Origin of the sequence: Geobacillus sp. FSL W8-1251, assembly GCF_038005945.1 — a bacterium.
GTDB lineage: Bacteria > Bacillota > Bacilli > Bacillales > Anoxybacillaceae > Geobacillus > Geobacillus stearothermophilus.
The window spans coordinates 1,660,254-1,682,038 of the sequence record NZ_JBBOUF010000001.1; the positions used below are offsets into that span (position 1 = coordinate 1,660,254).

A 21,785-nucleotide genomic window follows, 5' to 3' on the forward strand; every position below is an offset into this window, starting at 1 on the left:
CATGAAAAAAGTAGGGCCATTTCGTTCGATCCGCTTTAAGTTTGTTATTATTTATGTGCTGCTCATTCTTGTCGCCATGCAAATCATCGGCGTGTATTTTGTCCGTAAGTTGGAAACGGAGCTTGTGCAAAATTTCAAAAACTCACTGAACGAACGGGTGACGCTGCTCGCCTATAACGTCGAGCAGGCAATGAATCGGGAGCGCGATGAAAAAAGCCCGACATTGGAAGAAGACATCCGTTCGCTTCTTCATGATTTCGCTTCCCAAGATATTTCCGAAGTGCGCGTCATTGATGCCAAAGGGAAGGTGTTGGCGACGTCGAATCCGTATATGCAAAACATCGTCGGGAAGCGGACGACGGAGATTTACGTGAAGCGTTCGCTCGTCACCGGCGAAACTGTCGACCGGATGATGCTTGATTCAAGGACAGGCCATCGTATGTACATTTCCTCGACTCCGATTAAGACGAGCGGGGAAGTCAAAGGGGTCATTTACGTTATTGCCTCAATGGAAAACGTCTTTTCGCAAATGCGGCAAATCAACATGATTTTGGCGACTGGGACGGGGATCGCGCTCGTCATTACCGCCGTGCTCGGCATTTTTTTGTCGCGCACCATCACCCGGCCGATTTCCGATATGCGCCGGCAAGCGCTGGCGATGACAAGGGGCGATTTTTCCCGCAAAGTCAAAGTGTACGGCTATGATGAAATCGGCCAGCTGGCGATGACCTTTAACAACTTGACGAAAAAACTGCAAGAAGCGCAGGCGACAACGGAAGGCGAACGGCGCAAGCTTGAGTCGGTGTTGACGCACATGACCGATGGCGTGATCGCGACCGACCGCCGCGGCCGCGTCATTCTCATTAATGATGCGGCGTTAAACATTTTGAATGTTTCACGTGAAACAGTGCTGTCGAGTTCGATCGTCGACGTGCTCGGCATCGCTGACCAATATACGTTTGAAACGCTGCTCGAGGAACGCGACTCACTCATTTTGGATTTCAGCACCGATGAGGAATTGTACATTTTGCGGGCGTCACTATCGGTCATTCAAAAAGAGGGTGGGTTTGTCAACGGGCTGATTGTCGTTTTGCACGACATCACCGAGCACGAAAAAATCGACCGCGAGCGGCGGCAGTTCGTCGCCAATGTCTCGCATGAGCTGCGCACGCCCTTGACGACAATGAAAAGCTATTTAGAGGCATTGGCGGATGGCGCCTGGCAAGATAAAGACATCGCTCCAAGGTTCATTCAAGTCGTGCAAAATGAAACGGAGCGCATGATTCGGCTCGTCAACGACTTGCTTCATCTGTCGAAGCTCGACAGCAAAGATTACAAGCTGAAAAAGACATGGATCAATTTTTCGGCTTATTTTCATAAAGTGATTGACCGGTTTGAACTGACAAAAAGCGATAACATCCGGTTCGTTCGCAAAATTCCGCGCCAGGCGATTTTCATCGAAGTGGATGAGGACAAAATCACACAAGTATTGGACAACATCATTTCCAATGCGTTGAAATACTCTCCGCAAGGCGGGACGATCACGTTCCGCGTCCGCGAGCTGGCCGACGAGATCATTGTCAGCGTCAGCGACGAAGGGGTCGGCATCCCGAAGGCCGATTTGGCGAAAATTTTTGAGCGTTTTTACCGGGTCGATAAGGCGCGGTCGCGCAAATTGGGCGGCACCGGCCTCGGACTGGCCATTGCCAAAGAAGTCGTGCTCGCCCATGGCGGGACGATTTGGGCGGAAAGCAAAGAACATAAAGGGACGACGATTTATTTTACGCTGCCGCTAGAACGGGAGCAAAAGGATGACTGGTACGATGTATGAAGCGATCAAAACAGTTGTGTTGACGTCGCTTGTGCTCATCAGCATTATGATGACGTTTGCTTTATGGACGTATCATCCTAAATATGACGTGCTGCAAAACGACGAGTATATTCAGCACGTTTCCGTCAGCAATACGCAAGTTGATACGGAGATGGTCGTGCAGCCAAAGCAGGTGCTCATCCATAAAGGCGGAGCCCACTACGCCCTCACGAAAGAGGAAAAGAAAAATGAAGTGCTGAAAGAAGTCAAAAAATGGGCGCTCGACGATTTTGAGAACATTTCATCTTCCGTCCCGCAAGGAAAGTTTTTGTCGTTTTTAGACGGAAAAGAGCGGCTGGAAATCATTTACCCAGACGAGCTGCCGATCGATATTTACCGGTTGATCTTCACGGTGGAAGATAGAGGGCTTGATGGCTTGGCATTTGACCGCATTCTCGTTCCATTCAGTGAAGGGGATAAATTCCCAGTCTATTTTATCGCAACCGATAAGCACAAAATTTATAAGGCGATCGCCAGTGACGCTTCGCAGGACGCCATCAGCCGGCTGGCGAAGGAGGCCAACCATTTTCCCCGTTATTTCGCTTATCCGGTCAGCGAGACGAAGCAGCTTTATTTGCCGGAAAAAGAAGTGGAGCTTAGCAGTTTGCAATACTACACCGATGAGTTGGACGCCGATAAGTTTAAAGAAGCGCTGTTTAGCGACCCGAGCTTTGTGAAAAAGGACTTGATTCCGTTTGGCGAGGAGTACACCGATGGTTCGCGGCTGATGGACGTCGATTTCTTTCAGCGCATGCTGCTGTATGTCAATCCGGCAGCCCGTGTCTCCAATATGGGCCAAACTGATCAAGAAACTCACTTCATTCAAAAAAGCATTGATTTTGTCAATGAACATGGCGGCTGGACTGATTTATACCATTTTGCCCGTTGGAGTGAAGAAGATCGGAAAGTCATTTTCCGGCTTGTTGTCAACGGGTATCCGGTTTTTAATGAATACGGCATGTCGGAAATCGTGGAGACGTGGGGGGCGAGCGATTTAATGAAATATCAGCGTCCGCTCTTCCGTCTGGAAATCCCCGACCGCACCCGAACCCCGAAAACGCTGCCGTCCGGCCGTGAGATCGTCAAACAGCTTGAACAAGCGAAAGGCGTTCGTAAATCGCTCGTGAAAGATATCGCCATCGGCTACGAGCTCGTCAAAGATCCGGAACGGGAGAAAGTGATTCGTCTGGAACCGGCGTGGTTTTATTTGTACGAGCAAACGTGGAAAAAAGTGAGCGACGATGGGGACGGCGGAGGAGGGGGAACGAATGGATTGGAGTAAAACGAAGACGATTTTCATCATTGTGTTCCTCATCCTCGACTGCTTTTTAGTGTATCAGTTTATGGAAAAACGAAACAGCAGCCAGCTTGATGTCATTTTGGAAACGACCATTGAAGAGCAGCTCGAAGCGAACGGCATCACGTATGTGGAGCTGCCGAAAGAAGTGACGAAAGCGGCGTACGTCAGCGGCAAAAGCCGAGAGTTTACCGCCGCCGATACGAAAAAACTGTCCGCGCAAAAAGCAAAAATCGAAGAAGGAGAAACGAAATTGAAAGGAACGTTTCTCCATCCCATTGCTTTAAATGTCAGCGACCCGTACCAGTTGCGCGAGTTTTTGCGGCGCTATATTTTGGATGGGGAGCAGTACGCCCTTTGGTCATTTGATGAAGGGGAAGGAACGGTAATTTGTTACCAAGTGTACGAAGGCAAAATGATTTATGGCAACGAAAACAGCAAGCTCATCATTCATGTCAATAAGCAGCAAAAAGCGGTTTCTTATGAACAGACGATGCTCGATGACTTGGAAAAATACGAGCGGAAACAAGACATCGTTCCGGCCATTAAAGCTCTTGAGACGCTGTACCGGAAAGGATATTTGCAGCCGGGCGACCGCGTCACGAAAGTGGAGCTTGGCTACTATGGCCTCGTCCAGTTTACCGCTTCCCAAGTGTTGACGCCGACATGGCATATCGTCGTCAATCGGAAAGAAGATTATTTTGTGAATGCGTTTGAAGGACAAGTCATTACCGATGAAGGAAGTGTGTTGGAGTGAGCTTGAATGACGATGCGATTTAGTGTACTGGCCAGCGGCAGCACCGGCAACGCGTTTTACGTTGAAACGGACCGCCAACGCTTGCTCGTCGACGCCGGGTTGAGCGGCAGGCAGCTTGAGCAGCTGTTTGCCGAAATCGGCCGCCATCCAAAGGAGCTTGATGGGCTGCTTGTCACCCATGAACATAGCGACCACATTAAAGGGCTTGGGGTGCTCGCTCGCAAATACCGCCTGCCTGTGTATGCGAATGAAAAAACATGGCGGGCGATGGAACAGGTCGTCGGCGACATTCCGGCCGAACAAAAATTTGTCTTTCCACTCGGCGCGGTGAGGACGTTCGGCGATGTGGATGTCGAATCGTTTGGCGTCTCTCACGATGCGGTTGAACCGATGTTTTACGTCTTTCACTACGGGGGAAAAAAGCTTGCGTTGCTCACCGACACCGGCTACGTGAGCGAGCGGATCAAAAAGACGATCGAAAATGCGGATGTGTTCGTGTTTGAAAGCAACCACGACGTCGGGATGCTGCGGATGGGGAGGTATCCGTGGAGCGTCAAGCGCCGCATTTTAAGCGATGTCGGCCATATTTCGAACGAGGAAGCAGGGCTGGCGCTTGCCGATGTGATCGGGGAGCGGACAAAACAAGTGTATTTGGCTCATTTAAGTCAAGATAACAATATGAAAGAGCTGGCGCGCATGACTGTGGCGCAAATATTGGAACAAAGAGGGCTGGCAGTCGGCGCCCGCTTTCATTTATACGACACCGATCCCCGTCGGGCGACCGCGTTGGCGTATGTATGAGAGGCGTTTTGGCTAAACTGGGGAAAATGTGTTTGTTGGATTTTTTTCTCTATTGATGATTATAATGAGGGATGAAGACGAATGTGGAAAGGGTGGTGAATGTGGGATATTACGATGACCATTACGAAGCGCACGGGCAAACGAGACGGAAACGGCGCAGCGGTTCGTTTTTGTCCACGCTTGTCGGCGCTGTGTTAGGAGGATTGCTTGTCCTCATGTCCATTCCGGCGTTTTCCCGTTGGGACGTCCTCCCGTACGACATCGTGCCGTCGCAAGAGGAACGAGGGAAGCCGGAAGGGGAAAGTGAAGCTCCTGCGGTTCGGCAAAGCGTTTCCGTCGATGTGACGACGGCGGTGACAAAGGCGATCGACCAAGTATCGGATGCGGTTGTCGGCGTTGTCAACATTCAAGAAACCAGCTTCTGGTCGCAAGGAGGCGAGGCTGGCGTCGGATCGGGCGTCATTTACAAGAAAGCGGGAGGACGGGCGTTTATCGTCACGAACCATCATGTTGTTGAAAACGCCAGTCAGCTCGAAGTGAGCCTCAAAGATGGGACGAGAGTGCCAGCGAAGCTGCTGGGCAGCGATGTGCTAATGGACTTGGCTGTGCTGGAAATCGATGCAAAGCATGTGAAAAAGGTGGCTGAGTTCGGCGACTCCGACGCGGTAAAGCCAGGAGAGCCGGTCATCGCCATCGGCAACCCGCTCGGCCTGCAGTTCGCCGGGTCGGTGACGCAAGGCATTATTTCCGGGACGAACCGGACGGTGGAAGTTGACTTGGACCAGGACGGCGCTCCGGATTGGAATGCGGAAGTATTGCAGACAGACGCAGCCATTAACCCGGGCAACAGCGGCGGCGCCCTCGTCAACATCAAAGGGCAAGTCATTGGCATTAATTCGATGAAAATCGCCCAAGAGGCGGTTGAAGGCATCGGATTTGCGATCCCGATCAACACAGCCATTCCGATCATTTCGGACTTGGAAAAATACGGACAAGTGCGCCGTCCATATATGGGCGTTGAACTTCGCTCGCTGAGCGACATCCCATCGTACCATTTGCAGGCGACGCTTCATTTGCCGCCGAATGTAACAGAAGGGGCCGCGGTCATCCGAGTCGTGCCGATGTCGCCAGCCGCCCAGGCAGGCTTAAAACAGTTTGATGTCATCGTGGCGCTTGATGGCGAAAAAATCCGCAATGTGCTCGACTTGCGCAAATATTTGTATACGAAAAAATCGATCGGCGACCGGATGGAAGTCACGTTTTATCGTGATGGGGAAAAACGCACGGTCACGATGAAGTTGGCGCGTGAGTCGTATTAAACGAAAACGATGGAGGAGCGGAAACGCTCCTTCTTTTTTCCACAAGGAAAGGAGCGAGAATGATGATATTCACATGTGAGGAGCACATCGATATGGCCATTGACGAATATGTGGATGAGACGGAGCAGGCCCCTGATGTCATGTTTGTGGATAACAGCGAAAAACTGTGCCGTTTTTGCAAGAAAAAGGCTGTCTATGCCGTAGGATGCTGATGTTTTTGCACAATATGTGGATATGTGTTGTGTATATGTGGATAAATATTGTTGATAAGTTGTTTGTAAGGTGGGGATGATGTGTGCATATTTCCATTGCTGCTGTGGGCAAATTGAAGGAAAAATATTTAATTCAAGGGATCAATGAGTACACAAAGCGTCTGTCCGCATATGCAAAAATTGAGATCATTGAGGTCGCCGATGAAAAAACCTCCGAACGGGCAAGCGAACTTGAGGAAGAGCAAATCAGACAGCGGGAAGGCGAGCGGCTGTTGGCGAAAATTCCGCATGACGCCCACGTCATCGCGCTTGCGATTGAAGGAAAGATGAAATCGTCCGAGCAATTTGCCGCCCGTCTCGATGAGCTCGCCACCTATGGCAAAAGCAAGGTAGTGTTCGTCATCGGCGGCTCGCTTGGCTTAAGCAAACAAGTGATGGCGCGCGCTGACGAGGCGTTGTCGTTTTCGAAAATGACGTTTCCTCACCAGCTCATGCGTCTCATTTTGCTCGAGCAGATTTACCGCGCATTTCGGATCAATCGGGGGGAGCCGTATCACAAGTGAGCCGTCCCCTTTTACTTTGGGGGATGTTTTTTAATACTTTTTTCTCAGTTTAGCTGGTTTTGTTCCGATAATGTTTCGTGTGATACATAAATGGTGACACGATGTTCGGACGTTTTATCGGCAAACAACGACTTTAACATCGCCCCAAGAGGCAAGGGGTATGCGTCGTTAGTCGCCGTAACAAGATGAATCAAAGGGCCCTCACCACCTTATTGAACTATTCCTCTTCTGTCATCCATTACTGAAAAGGATGAAGAAGTTTGCCTTGGCAGTGCAGCCGAGGATAGCCCCATTTTTTCGTTAATGTATGGTGGCTGCGCCGTTTTTGCTTAGGCCGGACGGTGCGGAGAAAACAAAAAGGAGCTGCCCCGTCACGCAACTCCCCCGCATTGGGCTGATACTTTATTTTTGCCGCTTTCTTTCGAACGGAGCAATAAATGGTCGGCATAAATGTACGCTTTTTCAATTGACATCGTTCCTTCTGCTTGACAAAAGTAAAGACCAAACGACGACGTATAGGCAATGGGACGTTTCGCCGCCATATAATCGACCAACACGGTGCTGCGGCGCACGGCTTCTCGAATCTCCTCGACAAGCCGGACGCTCTCTTCAAACGTGCGATGACGCAAAAACATCGTAAATTCTTCACCGCCGCTGCGGAACAAAAAATCGCCCTCTTTGAGAAACTGTTTCAAGGTTGAGGCAAAATGGCGGATCACCTCGTCGCCAACAGCGTGGTTGTACGTGTCATTAATCGATTTAAAATTGTCAATATCTGCGACGACAACGCCGATCCACTCGCCTGTCCCATTCAGCTTGGCGATCGTTTTATCCATGTAGGCGCAGTTATGGACGCCGGTGAGAAAATCGGTGTACGCCATCTTCTCAAACTGATCGCGCTCCAGTTTATGACGGATGCTTTGCGATTTGGAAAAAAACGAACGACTGACAAAGTAATTAAGCAAAAACAAACTTAAAAGCATATCCCACCGCTGTTCTTGCAAAAAGAGAAATAACAGACCATTTGTCAGCGCCGTTTTTCCCATGTCCGTCCAGCTTCTTGTTTTAATAAACTCAAGCGCTTCGCCTTGTGTCCGAATATCGCCGGTGAGATAAAAAACGATGATGAGACAGCAATCAGTCAGCAATGAAACGATGACGACGAGCAGAAAAACGAGCAGCCAAAAACCGATAAGCGGAACGGATTGAAACAGCGGGTTAAGGAGGTTGTATAGAGCGAACGCCAATGAGTTGAACGTCACAAATGAGCCGATGTTGTACAACGTGTGCAGCCATTCATCCGGTTCCGCTGTTTTTAAATATTTCTTTGTCAGATGTTCAGTCAAGCAAAACAGCGATTCAAAAATAAGCAGCCCGAGTGGGCCAGCAAACAAGGAGAACGATAAGCTGTAGTTGATGCCGTAGTCAACCGGGATATTGTTTTTTGTTTTATCGACGACGCGCAAGTGCGAATACAAGCTGGAAAACAGCCAATAAAACAGCAAGGCGATCATATATGTACGATCGAAGGAAGGCGGTTTTGACATAACCGCAACAGCAATCGATGCGAAAAAAACGGAAAAAATAACCGGTCGCGCTCGGAATAACATGTCGACTCTCTCTCCTATTATCTGACCTCTGACAACTTCAGCGCTGACGAAGCGATGCTAAAAAGAGGATGATCACTCCAATGACGGTGGCCGTTGGCGATCAATTGATGGATTGTTTGACAGACAAGGCGGATGGCGAGTTCGGAAACCGCTGCTTCTTGGCATTGGCGACGGCAATCATGTTCCCCATCGGAACAAACGAACATATAACTAATTCTATTATAGTACTATATAACCAATTCTGAAAATAGAAAAAAAGCGGCTGTCTCCGTCTTTTTTGTAAAAATTTGACATCATGAGCGATGCCGCTAGATCCTGCCTCTTTCGTTGTATATAATACGAGCGGCGAAAGGACGGGGATCAAACATCGATCGTTCCATCAGCACCATCGGGCGGGGACGAGAGACCGCGAGTTTCTGGAAATCAAATGTATGCCGGACTGAGGGCGCTGCACTTCCGAGCTGAGCCTATGGAAAATCGCGGCGACGGAAGTGCGCAGCGTTGCCTTCGTTGATCGCGGTCAAGACTGTTTCAACGGTCATTGGCCCATTCGGCATCTATCTGTTTGCCTGCCCGATAAAGGAAACGGCATTTTCGTTGGTGAAAACAATAGTAGGGGGCGACCGCCGCTCTGACCGCGATGGCCATCGTCTGGGCCGCTGCGGCCTAGTGGCTTGCGCCGCACGGATATGAATCCGCTGTTCGTGCGGCCGGCTGCGTTTGCATCGTTATGGCCATGTGTCGCCCCGTTTCACGACATCGAGGAGGGAAAAAGATGAAGGTCGTCATTGCCCCAGATTCGTTTAACAACCCATACGCCGCAAGTCCCCCGCCTCTAAGCGAAGCGTAGGCGGGGGATACGCGGCGTCCTTTTTTTTACTTTTGATCAAAAAAGTAAAAAAATGGGAGAATCGATGAAAAAAGAATATAGACTCCCATGACAAAAAAATTTCGTCACCATCGGAAGGATGAAAACAACCTTCTGTCGAATGGTCTCCTTGCAGCTGGGGTCATGAGGTCGTTGTATCTATGGTACGTAAAAGTCCGATATATAGACGGACCCCAGTAGTCTGGTGCACTACGGAATGTCGCTCCCTTGAGGGAAGCACGCAGGATAGAATGCTTGAACAAAGGCTGCTGCACCAGCTGTTTTTGAGAACGAAGCAGGGAGGAAGACCGATGCGCGTCTTGTATGAACGCTGTTGCGGATTGGACGTGCATAAGCAATCGATTACGGCTTGCGCCCTTACCCCTGAAGGAAAAGAGATTCGCACGTTTGGTACGCTGACCGACGATCTCGAGGAGTTGGTGGATTGGCTGAAAGAAAAAAGGTGACGCACGTTGCCATGGAGTCGACGGGCGTATATTGGAAGCCGGTGTATAATCTCCTCGAAGCAGAGCCGATCGAAGTGCTTGTCGTCAATGCCCAACACATCAAAGCGGTTCCCGGGCGAAAGACCGATGTCAAAGATGCTGAATGGATCGCGGACTTACTTCGCCATGGATTGCTAAAAGGGAGTTACATCCCTCATCGGGCTCAGCGGGAGCTCCGGGAACTGGTCCGTTATCGGCGCAGTTTGATCGAGGAACGGGCACGGGAGCTCAACCGCATCCAAAAAGTGCTGGAAGGAGCCAATATCAAGCTTTCTTCGGTCGTATCCGACATCAACGGGATGTCGGCCCGGCTCATCATTCGCGCCCTTATCGAAGGAAAGGACGATCCGGCGGCCCTCGCCCAGCTCGCCAAAGGGCGGCTGAAACAAAAAACGGAAGAGCTCCGGCGCGCATTGAAAGGAGTGATGGGGCCGCATCAACGCATGATGCTGGCCGAGCAATGGCGTCATGTGGAGTATTTAGATGAAGCGATTGCCCGGTTGGATCGGGAAATCGAGGAACGAACGAGCCCTTTTCATGAAGCGCTGGAGCTCATCGATACGATCCCGGGAGTGGGGCGGCAAAGCGCGGAACAAATTGTAGCGGAAATCGGGACGGATATGAGCCGGTTCCCTACCGCCGCGCACTTGGCCTCATGGGCCGGAATGGCTCCCGGGAATCATGAGAGTGCAGGGAAACGGTTGTCAGGTCGAACGAGGAAAGGGAACAAGAAGCTAAGGTCGTGCCTCGTGGAATGCGCGCCCGTGCCGCCGCCCGAACGAAGAACACGTACCTATCGGCCAAGTATCATCGGATCGCCAAACGAAGAGGAGCAAATCGAGCGAGTGTCGCGGTCGGGAGAACGATTTTAGAAATGATCTATTACATCTTAACTCGAAAGGAACCGTATAGAGAGTTGGGAGCCGACTACTGGGATCGGCAGCGAGAAGCGAGCATCGTGCGTCAAACGGTGAAACGATTAGAGGGGTTAGGGTACGAAGTGAAACTGGAAAAAACGAGTGCATAGCACTTATTAACCATATATATACTGAAATACCTTCCTTTGGAATCCGATTCCGAAGGCTAGGTGGGCTCCGTTTTTTGTCTTAAATGGTGTTTTCAGGATAGATTTTCGATTATTCATATTTTATATTATAAGTAAGGAGGTGAAAGGATGTATCGAACGGTCAAAATACCTTTTCAAACATCAAAAAAAGATATCGATCGATTATTCGAATGCAACCGAATATCGGCTCAAATTTGGAATGACTGTTTAGTCATTGCCAAAAACTATGCATTAAAGAATAATGGAAAATGGATCAACCAAACCGAACTTCAAAAACAAACGAAGGGCAAATACCCGATCCATAGCCAAAGCATTCAAGCCGTATGCCATAAATATTTGAACGCCAGAGACAGCGCCAAAAAAGCCAAACAAAAAGGGCTAGATAACAAATATCCGTACAAACAGAAAAAATATTTCAACACGAAATGGGCAAATAACGGATTTATCATTCACCCAAATGGGACCATTGAACTGAAAATGGGTCGCTGGGAAAGAAAAAACCAACCTCCTATTGTAGTGAAAATCGATAAAGAACAAATTCCAAACGGCACTGTCAAAGAAATCGAACTCATTTTTGATGCGAAACATTGGAAACTCATGCTTTGCCTCAGTTATGAAAACGGTGAACAACCAACTACTAAAAAAGAAGGAACTATCGCTGCCGGTGATCCTGGCGAAATTCACGCCATTAGTGCCGTCAGCGAAAACGGAAGCAGCATCATCATCACCGGTAGAAAAATAAGAAGCATTCATCGCCTTCGAAATAAAAAAATAGCAGAACTGCAAAAAAAGATGTCCAAATGTAAAAAAGGTTCGCGTAAATGGAAAAAATATAACCGCGCGAAGCAATATATTTTATCGAAAAGCGAAGCGCAATTAAAAGACTGCTTGCATAAAACGACCAAACAATTGGTCGATTGGTGTTTGGAACAAAACGTCAAACATTTCATGATAGGCGATGTCGAAGGCGTCCAGCGCAACAAAAAGAAAAAGCGATCCAAATTGGTGAACCAAAAATTATCGAACTGGTGTTTTGGCAAACTCTACGACTATTTGAAATACAAACTAGAAGCTAAAGGCATCACTTTTGAAAAAGTGGATGAATCGTATACCACGCAAACATGTCCTGTTTGCGGGAAGAAGAAAAAACCTTCTTCTAGAAATTTTATTTGTGCTTGTGGTTATTCTCAGCATCGGGATGTCCATTCGGCATGCAATATTCTTACAAAACACTTATATGGAGAATTCCGACCGATGAAAATAACGAACCACAAGTATCTACGGATCGCGTAAGCGAGAAGTAGTAGATGGTGAGTTCCCACCCTTCATGCTTTGGCATGATGTTGCTTGCTATTTCTTTCTGTTGTGTTTCCGTGCTTGGTCACGAGATACACGGGAAACCCGGTGTATCGTGAAACACCCGGAAAGAAAAAGGCAAGAAACCCCCACTTCAACGCCTACAGGCGTAAGTGGGGGAGGTTCATAGAAAGCCTCTCGGCGCTCGAAGTCGCCGAGGCGGTGGAACGCGGGTTCCGGTCGGTGTTTCCAGAGGCTGAGTACGTGAAAGTGCCGATGGCCGATGGCGGGGAAGGGACGGTGCAGTCGCTTGTTGATGCGACTGGCGGCCGCATCGTGGAAGTGAACGTGACCGGACCGCTCGGTGAGCCGGTGCGGGCGTTTTTTGGCTTGCTCGGCGACGGGAAGACAGCGGTCATCGAGATGGCGGCTGCCTCGGGGCTGCACCTTGTCCCACGCGACCGGCGTAATCCGTTGGTGACGACGACACGGGGGACGGGAGAACTGATCCGAGCAGCGCTTGACGCCGGCGCCACTCATTTGATTATCGGCATTGGCGGCAGCGCGACAAACGATGGCGGGGCCGGCATGGTGCAGGCGCTTGGGGGAAGGCTTTTGGACGAAGACGGCCGGGACATCGGTCCGGGAGGCGGAGCGCTCGCTTATTTGCAGTCGATCGACTTGTCCGGGCTCGATCCGCGTCTAGAGAACGTGCGCATTGATGTCGCATGCGATGTCGATAATCCGCTCACCGGACCGAGAGGCGCGTCCGCCATTTTCGGCCCGCAAAAGGGGGCGACACCGGATATGGTCGCGGTTCTCGACCAGAACTTGACGCACTATGCCGACGTCATCAGCCGCGAACTCGGCAAACAAGTCGGCGACATTCCCGGCGCCGGCGCGGCCGGAGGCTTGGGAGCGGGGTTGCTTGCGTTCCTCCCGGCTGAGCTGAAGCGCGGCGTTGATATTGTGATCGAGACGGTTCAGCTCGCGGAGCGCGTCAAAGGCGCCGATTTAGTCATTACCGGTGAAGGACGGATCGACGGACAGACGATATTCGGAAAAACGCCGATCGGTGTCGCCAAAACGGCGAAGCAGTTCGGCGTCCCGGTCATCGGCATCGCCGGTTCGTTAGGCGACGACAGTGCGGTCGTCTTAGACCATGGCATTGACGCCCTCTTTACAATTGTTCCCGGCGTCATTCCGTTTGAGAAAGCGTTCGAGCAGGCGGAACAGTATGTGACGCAAACGGCGCGGCATATTGCCTCTGTGTATCGTCTCGGTCAAATGAAAGGGACATCTTTCTCCTAAGCGGGGAAGATGATGGGATTTCTTCATGGGTGAAATCCTATTGTTGAACGGCATGTTCTGTTCAGCCGTCCCCTTCTCGGGTGGACAATAGAAAAAGGTGTCCCAAAGGCAAGAGGACACCTTTTTTGTATGTTGCAACCCATTGGTTGAGGAAGTCAGTCGTTTATTTGCCTGTCCGCGGCCACGACGCGATCGCCTGGAGGGAGCCGCGAATGGTGAAACGGCCGAATTGATGCGGCAAAATGAAATGGTCGCCCCGGCGAAGCAAGTATGTCTGTCCTTTGCGGACAAGCTCGCCTTCGCCTTCGAGGATGCTGACGATGAGAAACGGTTTTGCCTGCTCTGATTCGAACGCGCCACGGACGTCCCATTTTTGGACGCCGAAGTAGTCGCCTTCCACGAATGTCATCACAGTCGCGCCCGGGAATTCGGCAACATGGGGGCGGATGTCGATGTCGCGGTGCGGGACAGTCGTGACATCTATTGCTTTGTCAAGATGAAGCTCCCGCCTGCGCCCTTGGCTGTCGACACGGTCGTAGTCGTAGACGCGGTATGTCGTGTCCGAGCTTTGCTGCGTCTCGAGGACGAGTGTTCCTTCGCAAAGGGCGTGGATCGTGCCGCTTGGGACATAGAAGAAGTCGCCCGGGCGGATCGGCACTTTCCGGAGCAAGCGCTCCCACTCCCCCGCCTCCATCATGGCGCGCAGCTGCTCCTTCGTCTCGGCGTAATGACCGTAAATGAGCTCAGCGCCCGGCTTGCAATCGATGATGTACCAACATTCCGTTTTGCCGAGCTCTCCGCCTTCATGCGTTTTGGCGTATTCATCGTCCGGGTGGACTTGGACGGACAAGTCGGCGTTGGCGTCCAAAATTTTCGTCAACAGCGGAAAGCGATCAGACGGGAAGTGGCCGAACAAATCGCGGCGTTCCTCCCATAATTGACCAAGCGTCATCCCGGCAAACGGTCCGCGGGCGACGACTGTCTGTCCGTGCGGATGGGCGGACACCGCCCAGCATTCCCCTGTTTGCGAAGACGGAATGTCGTAGCCGAATCGTTCGGCGAGCTTCGTGCCGCCCCAAATCCGTTCTTGGAAGACAGGGGTGAGAAAAATCGGTTCAAAGTCCATGCGTCATCCCTCCCGAAAACATCATGTAACGTACAGTCCACTCTCATTTTCATCTTATCACGAAATGCGCGATCGGCAAATGAAAACGATAAGGGGGTTAGGAACATACGCTCCCAACCCCCATTGGAATTCAAGGTCGACATGTCCACTGCAACGATGTTCTGCATGCGCCGCCGTCTCGCGTCAGCGCGTCACTTCGCGTCATCAAGTTCAATGCACGCGAGCGGCTGTTTCGCCGGTCCTTCGATCACATCGCCATCGATCGAGAAGCGCGAGCCATGGCATGGACAGTCCCACGTCTTGTCGCCGCTGTTCCACTCCAGCTCGCAGCCCATATGGGTGCACGTCGTATCAACGACATGAAGCGTTCCCGCTTCGTCCTTATAGGCGCCCGCCCGTTTCCCGTTGACCGAGACGACCGCCCCTTCTCCGTGCGCCAAATCTTGCGGCTGGCGAACAGCTAGTTCGATTTTTCCAACGATCAAGTGTTTGGCGACATCGAGGTTTGTCGTGAAAAATTGCCGCACGCTCGGGTCGGCGTAAAAGCGCGACGGAGAGTACAAGTCGCGATACCGGTTGTCGCGGCCGAGAATGAGGTCGGACAACATCATCCCCGCCGCTGTGCCGTTTGTCATCCCCCACTTCCGGTACCCTGTCGCGACATAAATGTTTGGCGTCCCTGCCGTCATCGGGCCGATATATGGCACTTTATCAAGCGTCGTCAAGTCTTGGGCCGACCAACGGTAACGAATGTCTTTTACCGTAAACAACTGCGAGGCGAACGAGGACAACGCCTCATAATGGCGCATTGTCGGCACCCCTTGGCCGGTCTTATGGTTTTCCCCGCCGATGAGAATAAGCGTCTCGCCATTTGCCGCTGCGGAACGGACCGAGCGCTTCGGGTTGTCGGCGCTCAAGTACATGCCTCCCGGGTATGGCTCTGCAGCTGTGATGGCAATGACATACGAGCGCTCAGCATACATGCGGGAAACATAAAATCCGCCGTCATAAAACGGAAAGTGGGAACAGACGGCGACGTGGTCGCATGTGACCCGCCGTTTGCTGCGCGTCACGACGGACAGCCGCTCTCCTTGTTCAATGTCGGCGACCGGCGTGTGCTCGTTCCACATATCCACAACCCTTTTCTTTTTTTGGCAATCGTCCGCAAGGAGAATAAAAGATGGTACAATAGAAAAAAAGAGGTCAAGACTGTTTTGCAAAAATAATGTTAAAGGAAGATCAAGAGTGAATAAATATACACATTCGTTTCATGAACGCGCCAATGGGTTGGCAGACAGCTTTATTTTAGAGCATTACAGCTTGAGCGAGCTCAATTTTGAGACCGTCAGCCATTACCGGGAGCAGTTTGCCCGCGCCAAACCGGGGCATCCATGGAACAGTCTTGAGACGAAAGAGTTTTTATACAAAATCGGCGCTTGGGGCAAGCTGCGCGACAGCAGCAAAGAAGGACTGACGCTCGCCGGACTCGTGATGTTCAGCGAAGAGCGGATCATTACCGAGGTGCTGCCGCAATATTTTTTAGAATACCGGGAATATGACGGTGCAAAGGCGGCAGGATGGGCGAAGCGGTTCACATCGCAGGATGGAACGTGGTCCGGCAACGCCTATGATTTTTATTTCCGCGTGTTGGCGGAGTTGGAGCGCCACGTTTGGCTTGAGGAAGGGCGTGCTCTGCTCGCTGAGGCGCTCGCTAATGCCATCGTTCATGCCGATTACGGGGAAGAAGGCGGCATTACCGTTGAAAAAGAGGACGGGGCGTTTCGATTTGCCAACCCGGGCCGGTTCCGCCTGCCAATTGAAGCCGCTATGGCTGGACAAATGAGCAATCTGCGCAATCCGAACATCTTTAAAATGTTTTTGTTGATCGATGTATGCAAACGCGCAGGATCCGGTTTGAAGCGCATGCATGATTGGCAGGAACGGGCGCTTGTCCAGCCGGTCGATATTTTGCAGCAAATGAATCCAGACCGCACGATCGTGACGTTATGCCCATTGTTGTTTCCAGCTGAGGCGGGGGCGACAATTGAAACAGAAATCAATGAATCATTGCAACAGCAAGAACAAGCATGGATAGAACACGGTGCGGATCAACATGACGTGGACTTCGGAAGTAACGAGGCCAACTACGTAAATAAGGAGCTCAACTCCGTTATTATCGAACAAAACTCCGTAAACAACTCGATGAACTCCTTGAATAGGGGGGCGAACTCCGTAAAAAACGAGGTTGACTCCGTAAATATCCCGGCATGCTCCGTTAATAAAGGTAAAAACTCCGTTAATAAAACGCCAAACTCCGTAAATAATGCTATATCTGTTGATGAAAGGGAGGAAGAAGAGAGAAACGAGGCGATCGATGAGCGGCTGTGGGAGATGGCAGAACTAGCACGTCGAAAAAAGCGGTTGGCTCCGGCGGTTATGGAAGAGATGATCGTCCGCCTGTGCTGCGAGCGACCGCTGCGGCTGAAAGAGTTGGCGACGCTGTTGGAACGGACGCCGGATGGGCTGCGCACCAACTACTTAGGGAAGCTGGTCGACGAAGGGAAAATCCGATTGAAATATCCGGATCAGCCGAACCACCCGCGCCAGGCGTACATCGGCGTCAAAGAAAGATGAGGGACGGGTTGTGCAGTTGCCAACAAATGAAAAGGAAACGGAGCTGACTCAAAAGTCCCTTTTTGATGAAATGTAACCGAAGTATGTGAAAGAGACCACCTCTGAAATCCTCGGTTTTACCGGGTTTTTCGTGTTGGTCTATTTTTCTATGTCGCCCCAGATAGGAGCATTACCGCTCTTTTGGGTCAGCCCCGTTTTGCTTCGCCATTATCCGGCTCGTGCTGAAAATGCCGCTGTTGCATGACGATAAAGCCGCAGTCAAGACGACGAAGTTAATGATTCCGGCAGCCGCATGAATGATAGTTTGTAAATAAACAATGTTTCCAAAATATTATTTATAGAATAGTTTGAATAGTTAAGGGAATGATCGAGATTGCCCAGCGGCATCCTATTTTGTACAATAGGAAAGCACAGGCGAAGAGGAACGGAGCGAAGGTGATCGACATGGAAGAACGGGACATGAAGACGTTTCTTGCCCAGCTGCAGCAAGAAGGGCTGCTGACCGAGCAGACGCGTCCGGTTTGGGAAATAATTTTGCCGAAACGATTAAAACGAATGTATGACGTTCTTAACGAGCGCACCCGTTATATTACGGTTTTGATTGAAGCGGTCGACGACCCGCACAATCAGGCAGCGGTGCTGCGGACAGCCGAGGCGTTCGGCGTTCAAGACATCCATATCGTCACGGGAAAAGCGCCATTTTCGCCAAACCGGCTCGTGACGCGCCATGCTGACCAATGGCTGACGCTTCACCGGCAGCCTGATATCGAAACCGCCATCAACGACTTAAAACAGCAAGGGTATCAAGTGTATGCCAGCTATCTTGGCGAGGGGACGATTCCTCTTTCCGACATCGATATATCCAAACCGACGGCGCTTTTATTTGGCAACGAACATAGCGGCGTATCCGATGAGGCGCTGAAACTCGCAGACGGGACGTTCGTCATCCCGATGTACGGCTTCGTCCAAAGCTTTAACATTTCCGTTGCCGCGGCGCTGGCGCTGTACGATGTGACTGAGCGCGCGCGCCGCCAAGCCGGAACGCGCTATTATTTATCGTCGAATGAGAAAAAAGCGCTCTACCAACAATGGATGTGGCAAACGTTGAATCCGCGCATCCGCAAACAGCTTGAGCTGCAAGGGTATACCATTTAACTTCCCTCCGAAAGAAGTCTTCTACTTCTAAACGTGAAGGTGCGCCAGCACCAGTGAAAGTGGGAGATGAATGTCGGTTGGCGTTAGCCAACGAATAGGATAGAATATGGCTAGAACGGACACCTTCGGAACGAAGGGAAGCGTAAAGGGTTCTTGTGTGTGGCTTACCGTTCAGCGAACACACACAAGTCGCTTGAAGCCCCCGCCTCTAAGCGAAGCGTAGGTGGTGGGTAGTTCACATACAAGAAACGGCCGGATTTTTTGGAACGTAGGGATCCGGCCGTTTTTTTGATGGCTTTTCCTTCCTTCAATCCCTTTCCCATCAATATTTCCCTGAACGAGGAAAGCAAGTGACGATTTCTTGAACAATGATTGAACATTTGGTGACAAATGTTTTGCTGATTTATGAACTTTTGCGTGTATTGGTTTCAAATATTTTAAACTTTGATATGGTAGAAAACAAAGAAATATTGGATGGAAGACGCCCTGGATATCGGGGACGGATAAAGGGGGATACAGAGCGATGAAACAGGCGATATGGCGCGTCATGTTAGCCTTGCCGTTTTTGCTTTTGCTTGGTGGTTGCGTCGAGCGCACAGCGGTGTTAAATCCGCAAGGGCCGGTGGCGCGCATGCAGTATGATTTGATCATGTGGTCTGTCGGCTTTATGTTGTTCATTATTGTTGTTGTATTTACGTTGTTTGCCGTTTTTCTCATTCGTTATCGCGAGAAGCCGGAAAATGCCGGCTATGAGCCGCCGGATGAGGAAGGAAACACGTTGCTTGAAGTCGTCTGGACGGCCATTCCGATTTTGATTGTCGCTGCGCTCGCTGTTCCAACAGTGAAGGCGACGTTTGCATTGGAAAAGCCGCCGACCGAGAACGTGAAACCGATCACGATTCATGTGACGGCGGCGAACTGGAAATGGATTTTCAGCTATCCGGAAGAAAACATTGAAACGGTCAACTACGTCCATATTCCGGCCGGTGTGCCGGTCAAATTCAAGCTCACGTCCGTCGGACCGATGAATTCGTTTTGGGTGCCGGAGCTAGGCGGACAAAAATATGCGATGGACGGCATGGAGACAGAGCTGATTTTACAAGCTGATAAACCAGGATCGTATATGGGGCGGAGCGCCAACTTTTCCGGGGAAAAGTTCGCCCATATGGAATTTGAGGTTGTCGCCCAAACGGGAACGGACTTCCGCAAATGGATAAATGAAGTGAAACAAACCGCCCCGAAGCTCGATGAGGAAAAATACACACAAATTTTAAAACCGGGGCTTGTTGGGCGAATGACGTTTTCGAACACCCACTTGCAATGGATTGACCATGCGAAACAGAACAGCCATCATGGAGATGGAAAGCCAATGAAAAATGACGATCAACATGATGAAACGATGACAAACGGTCACCATCATGGGGAGTAGGAAAGGAGGAGCGAAAGATGAAATGGAGCGAGTTTTTCGTAACCGGAGAGCCGCTCATTTACGCGGCTGATGTCGCGATCGTTTTAACGATAATCGGCATTGTGTTCGTCTTGACGTATTTTAAAAAATGGAAATGGCTGTGGAACGAATGGCTCACTACCGTCGACCATAAAAAAATCGGCGTCATGTACATTATTTGCGCAGTTTTGATGCTCTTCCGCGGCGGCGTTGATGCGCTTTTGATGCGGGCGCAGCTGACCGCGCCGAACATGAAGTTTCTTGACGCGCAACATTATAATGAAATATTTACGACGCACGGGACGATTATGATCTTGTTTATGGCGATGCCGTTCATCATCGGTTTGATGAACATTGTCGTTCCGCTGCAAATTGGGGCGCGCGACGTCGCGTTTCCATATTTGAATGCGTTAAGCTTTTGGCTCTTTTTCTTCGGTGCGTTGCTGTTTAACATTTCATTCGTCATCGGCGGATCGCCGGACGCCGGTTGGACGGCGTACTTCCCGCTTGCCGGCAACGAATTCAGCCATGGCGTCGGCAACAACTATTACGCTGTCGCTTTACAAATTTCCGGGATCGGAACATTGATGACCGGGATCAACTTCCTTGTCACGATTTTAAAAATGCGTGCGCCGGGCATGACGTTGATGCGCATGCCGATGTTTACGTGGACGATTCTCATCACATGCGTGCTCATTATTTTCGCCTTCCCGGTGTTGACGGTCGCCTTGGCATTAATGACGTTCGACCGCGTATTTGGCACGCAATTTTTCACGATGGCCAACGGCGGCATGTCGATGCTCTGGGCGAACTTGTTCTGGATTTGGGGCCATCCGGAAGTGTATATCGTCATTTTGCCGTCGTTCGGCATTTTCTCGGAAGTGGTCAGCACGTTTGCGCAGAAACGGCTGTTCGGTTATAAGGCGATGGTCGGTTCGATCGTCGGCATTGCGTTTTTAAGCTTTATCGTTTGGGTGCACCACTTCTTTACGATGGGCGCAGGGCCGGCCGTGAACTCTGCCTTCTCGATCACGACGATGGCGATCGCGATCCCGACCGGGGTGAAAATTTTCAACTGGCTGTTTACGATCCGAAAAGGGAAAATTCGTTTTACAACCGCGATGCTTTGGTCGCTGGCGTTTATTCCGAACTTTGTCATCGGCGGCGTGACAGGCGTGATGCTGGCAATGGCCGCGGCCGATTATCAATACCATAACAGCTATTTTCTGATTGCCCATTTCCATTACGTGTTGATCGCGGGTACGGTGTTCGCCTGCTTTGCCGGTTTGCATTATTGGTATCCGAAAATGTTCGGCCATATCTTGAATGAACGGCTTGGCAAGTGGACGTTTTGGCTGTTTATGATCGGCTTTAACATCTGCTTCTTCCCGATGTATTTCCTAGGATTGATGGGGATGACGCGCCGCATGTACACGTACTCGGCTGGTCTCGGCTGGACGCCGCTCAACGTCGTCGCGACGGTCGGGGCGGTGTTGATGGGCATCGGGTTTATCGTGCTTTGTTACAACATTTATTACAGCGCCCGCTACGGCGAGCGCGACATGACCGGCGACCCGTGGAACGGACGGACGCTTGAGTGGGCGACCGCGTCGCCGCCGGTGCATTACAATTTCCCGGTGACGCCGGTTGTCGAAGATGTGGACGCGTATTGGGTGATGAAGAAAAAGTATGGCGGCTTCCACGTGAAAGAAGAAGACTTGAAGCCGATTCATATGCCAAGCAACTCAGGACGCCCGTTTTGGATGTCGGTGGCGTTTTTCGTCGCCGGGTTCGGCCTTGTGTTCAAGTGGTTTGCGTTGGCTATCGTTGGTGCGTTGTTCATTGTGCTTGGATTGATTCTCCGCTCATTTGAAGACGATGATGGCTACCATATTCCGGTTGACGAAATCAAACGGACGGAACGAGCGGTGCGGAAGGGGGCGTGAC

The 21,785-nt window shown here is 50.8% G+C and carries 15 protein-coding genes and 3 pseudogenes; 14 read left to right on the forward strand and 4 right to left on the reverse strand.

Annotated features, from left to right (window positions below; genetic code table 11):
* Position 1: 1 nt before the first annotated feature.
* The 7 genes from walK to rlmH all read left to right on the forward strand — a co-directional run bounded on the left by walK (position 2) and on the right by rlmH (position 6,819).
* Positions 2-1,831 carry a cell wall metabolism sensor histidine kinase WalK gene (gene walK / locus NSS88_RS08725; RefSeq protein ID WP_049626067.1) on the forward strand — a complete coding sequence of 610 codons (1,830 nt, stop codon included), beginning with the start codon at positions 2-4 and terminating at the stop codon, positions 1,829-1,831.
* Complete coding sequence (locus tag NSS88_RS08730; RefSeq protein WP_055358881.1) at positions 1,824-3,152, forward strand: YycH family regulatory protein; 1,329 nt, start codon at positions 1,824-1,826, stop codon at positions 3,150-3,152. The genes walK and NSS88_RS08730 overlap by 8 nt, the downstream gene beginning before the upstream one ends.
* Positions 3,139-3,924 carry a two-component system regulatory protein YycI gene (locus tag NSS88_RS08735; protein ID WP_033016892.1) on the forward strand — a complete coding sequence of 262 codons (786 nt, stop codon included), beginning with the start codon at positions 3,139-3,141 and terminating at the stop codon, positions 3,922-3,924. Before NSS88_RS08730 ends, NSS88_RS08735 begins: the two co-directional genes overlap by 14 nt.
* Positions 3,925-3,930: 6 nt before the next feature.
* Positions 3,931-4,725 (forward strand): MBL fold metallo-hydrolase, encoded by a 795-nt coding sequence (locus NSS88_RS08740; RefSeq protein ID WP_049625408.1) that lies wholly within the window; start codon positions 3,931-3,933, stop codon positions 4,723-4,725.
* Between the two features lie 101 nt (positions 4,726-4,826).
* Positions 4,827-6,044 carry a S1C family serine protease gene (locus NSS88_RS08745; protein WP_055358888.1) on the forward strand — a complete coding sequence of 406 codons (1,218 nt, stop codon included), beginning with the start codon at positions 4,827-4,829 and terminating at the stop codon, positions 6,042-6,044.
* A 59-nt stretch (positions 6,045-6,103) separates the two neighbouring features.
* Positions 6,104-6,256, forward strand: a complete 153-nt coding sequence (locus NSS88_RS08750; protein ID WP_080706568.1) for a CxxH/CxxC protein — start codon at positions 6,104-6,106, stop codon at positions 6,254-6,256.
* Positions 6,257-6,339: 83 nt separating this feature from the next.
* Positions 6,340-6,819 (forward strand): 23S rRNA (pseudouridine(1915)-N(3))-methyltransferase RlmH, encoded by a 480-nt coding sequence (gene rlmH, locus NSS88_RS08755; RefSeq protein WP_020754209.1) that lies wholly within the window; start codon positions 6,340-6,342, stop codon positions 6,817-6,819.
* Positions 6,820-7,190: 371 nt separating this feature from the next.
* Here the strand turns inward: rlmH and NSS88_RS08760 are convergent, their stop codons facing one another.
* The gene (locus NSS88_RS08760) at positions 7,191-8,429 is read right to left on the reverse strand and encodes a GGDEF domain-containing protein (protein WP_341084038.1); all 1,239 of its coding nucleotides are present in this window, start codon (positions 8,427-8,429) and stop codon (positions 7,191-7,193) included.
* Between the two features lie 1,179 nt (positions 8,430-9,608).
* Here NSS88_RS08760 and NSS88_RS08765 point away from each other — a divergent pair.
* The 3 genes and pseudogenes from NSS88_RS08765 (at position 9,609) to NSS88_RS08775 (ending at position 13,476) form a co-directional block, all read left to right on the forward strand.
* Positions 9,609-10,830 (forward strand): annotated as a pseudogene (locus NSS88_RS08765) (IS110 family transposase).
* Positions 10,831-10,977: 147 nt separating this feature from the next.
* Positions 10,978-12,162: an RNA-guided endonuclease InsQ/TnpB family protein gene (locus tag NSS88_RS08770; RefSeq protein WP_033017188.1), complete on the forward strand. Its 1,185-nt coding sequence runs from the start codon at positions 10,978-10,980 to the stop codon at positions 12,160-12,162.
* 189 nt (positions 12,163-12,351) lie between these two features.
* Positions 12,352-13,476 (forward strand): glycerate kinase, encoded by a 1,125-nt coding sequence (locus NSS88_RS08775; protein WP_049624462.1) that lies wholly within the window; start codon positions 12,352-12,354, stop codon positions 13,474-13,476.
* A gap of 163 nt (positions 13,477-13,639) precedes the next feature.
* Here NSS88_RS08775 and manA read toward each other — a convergent pair whose 3' ends face one another.
* Positions 13,640-14,602, reverse strand: a complete 963-nt coding sequence (gene manA, locus NSS88_RS08780) for a mannose-6-phosphate isomerase, class I (protein ID WP_049624460.1) — start codon at positions 14,600-14,602, stop codon at positions 13,640-13,642.
* A 191-nt stretch (positions 14,603-14,793) separates the two neighbouring features.
* A pseudogene (locus NSS88_RS08785) lies at positions 14,794-15,723 on the reverse strand (FAD-dependent oxidoreductase); the annotation flags it as partial.
* A gap of 124 nt (positions 15,724-15,847) precedes the next feature.
* Between NSS88_RS08785 and NSS88_RS08790 the strand changes: the two are divergent.
* On the forward strand, positions 15,848-17,236 hold the full coding sequence (locus NSS88_RS08790; protein WP_055359064.1) for an ATP-binding protein: 1,389 nt from the start codon (positions 15,848-15,850) through the stop codon (positions 17,234-17,236).
* Positions 17,237-17,411: 175 nt separating this feature from the next.
* Here the strand turns inward: NSS88_RS08790 and NSS88_RS08795 are convergent.
* A pseudogene (locus NSS88_RS08795) lies at positions 17,412-17,534 on the reverse strand (hypothetical protein); the annotation flags it as partial.
* 146 nt (positions 17,535-17,680) lie between these two features.
* Between NSS88_RS08795 and NSS88_RS08800 the strand changes: the two are divergent.
* The 3 genes from NSS88_RS08800 to qoxB all read left to right on the forward strand — a co-directional run bounded on the left by NSS88_RS08800 (position 17,681) and on the right by qoxB (position 21,784).
* Positions 17,681-18,391, forward strand: coding sequence for a TrmH family RNA methyltransferase (locus NSS88_RS08800; RefSeq protein WP_055359065.1), 711 nt, complete (start codon positions 17,681-17,683; stop codon positions 18,389-18,391).
* A 523-nt stretch (positions 18,392-18,914) separates the two neighbouring features.
* Positions 18,915-19,820 carry a cytochrome aa3 quinol oxidase subunit II gene (qoxA, locus tag NSS88_RS08805; RefSeq protein WP_042381220.1) on the forward strand — a complete coding sequence of 302 codons (906 nt, stop codon included), beginning with the start codon at positions 18,915-18,917 and terminating at the stop codon, positions 19,818-19,820.
* A 17-nt stretch (positions 19,821-19,837) separates the two neighbouring features.
* Complete coding sequence (gene qoxB, locus NSS88_RS08810; RefSeq protein ID WP_049625412.1) at positions 19,838-21,784, forward strand: cytochrome aa3 quinol oxidase subunit I; 1,947 nt, start codon at positions 19,838-19,840, stop codon at positions 21,782-21,784.
* The last annotated feature ends 1 nt before the right edge of the window (position 21,785 follow it).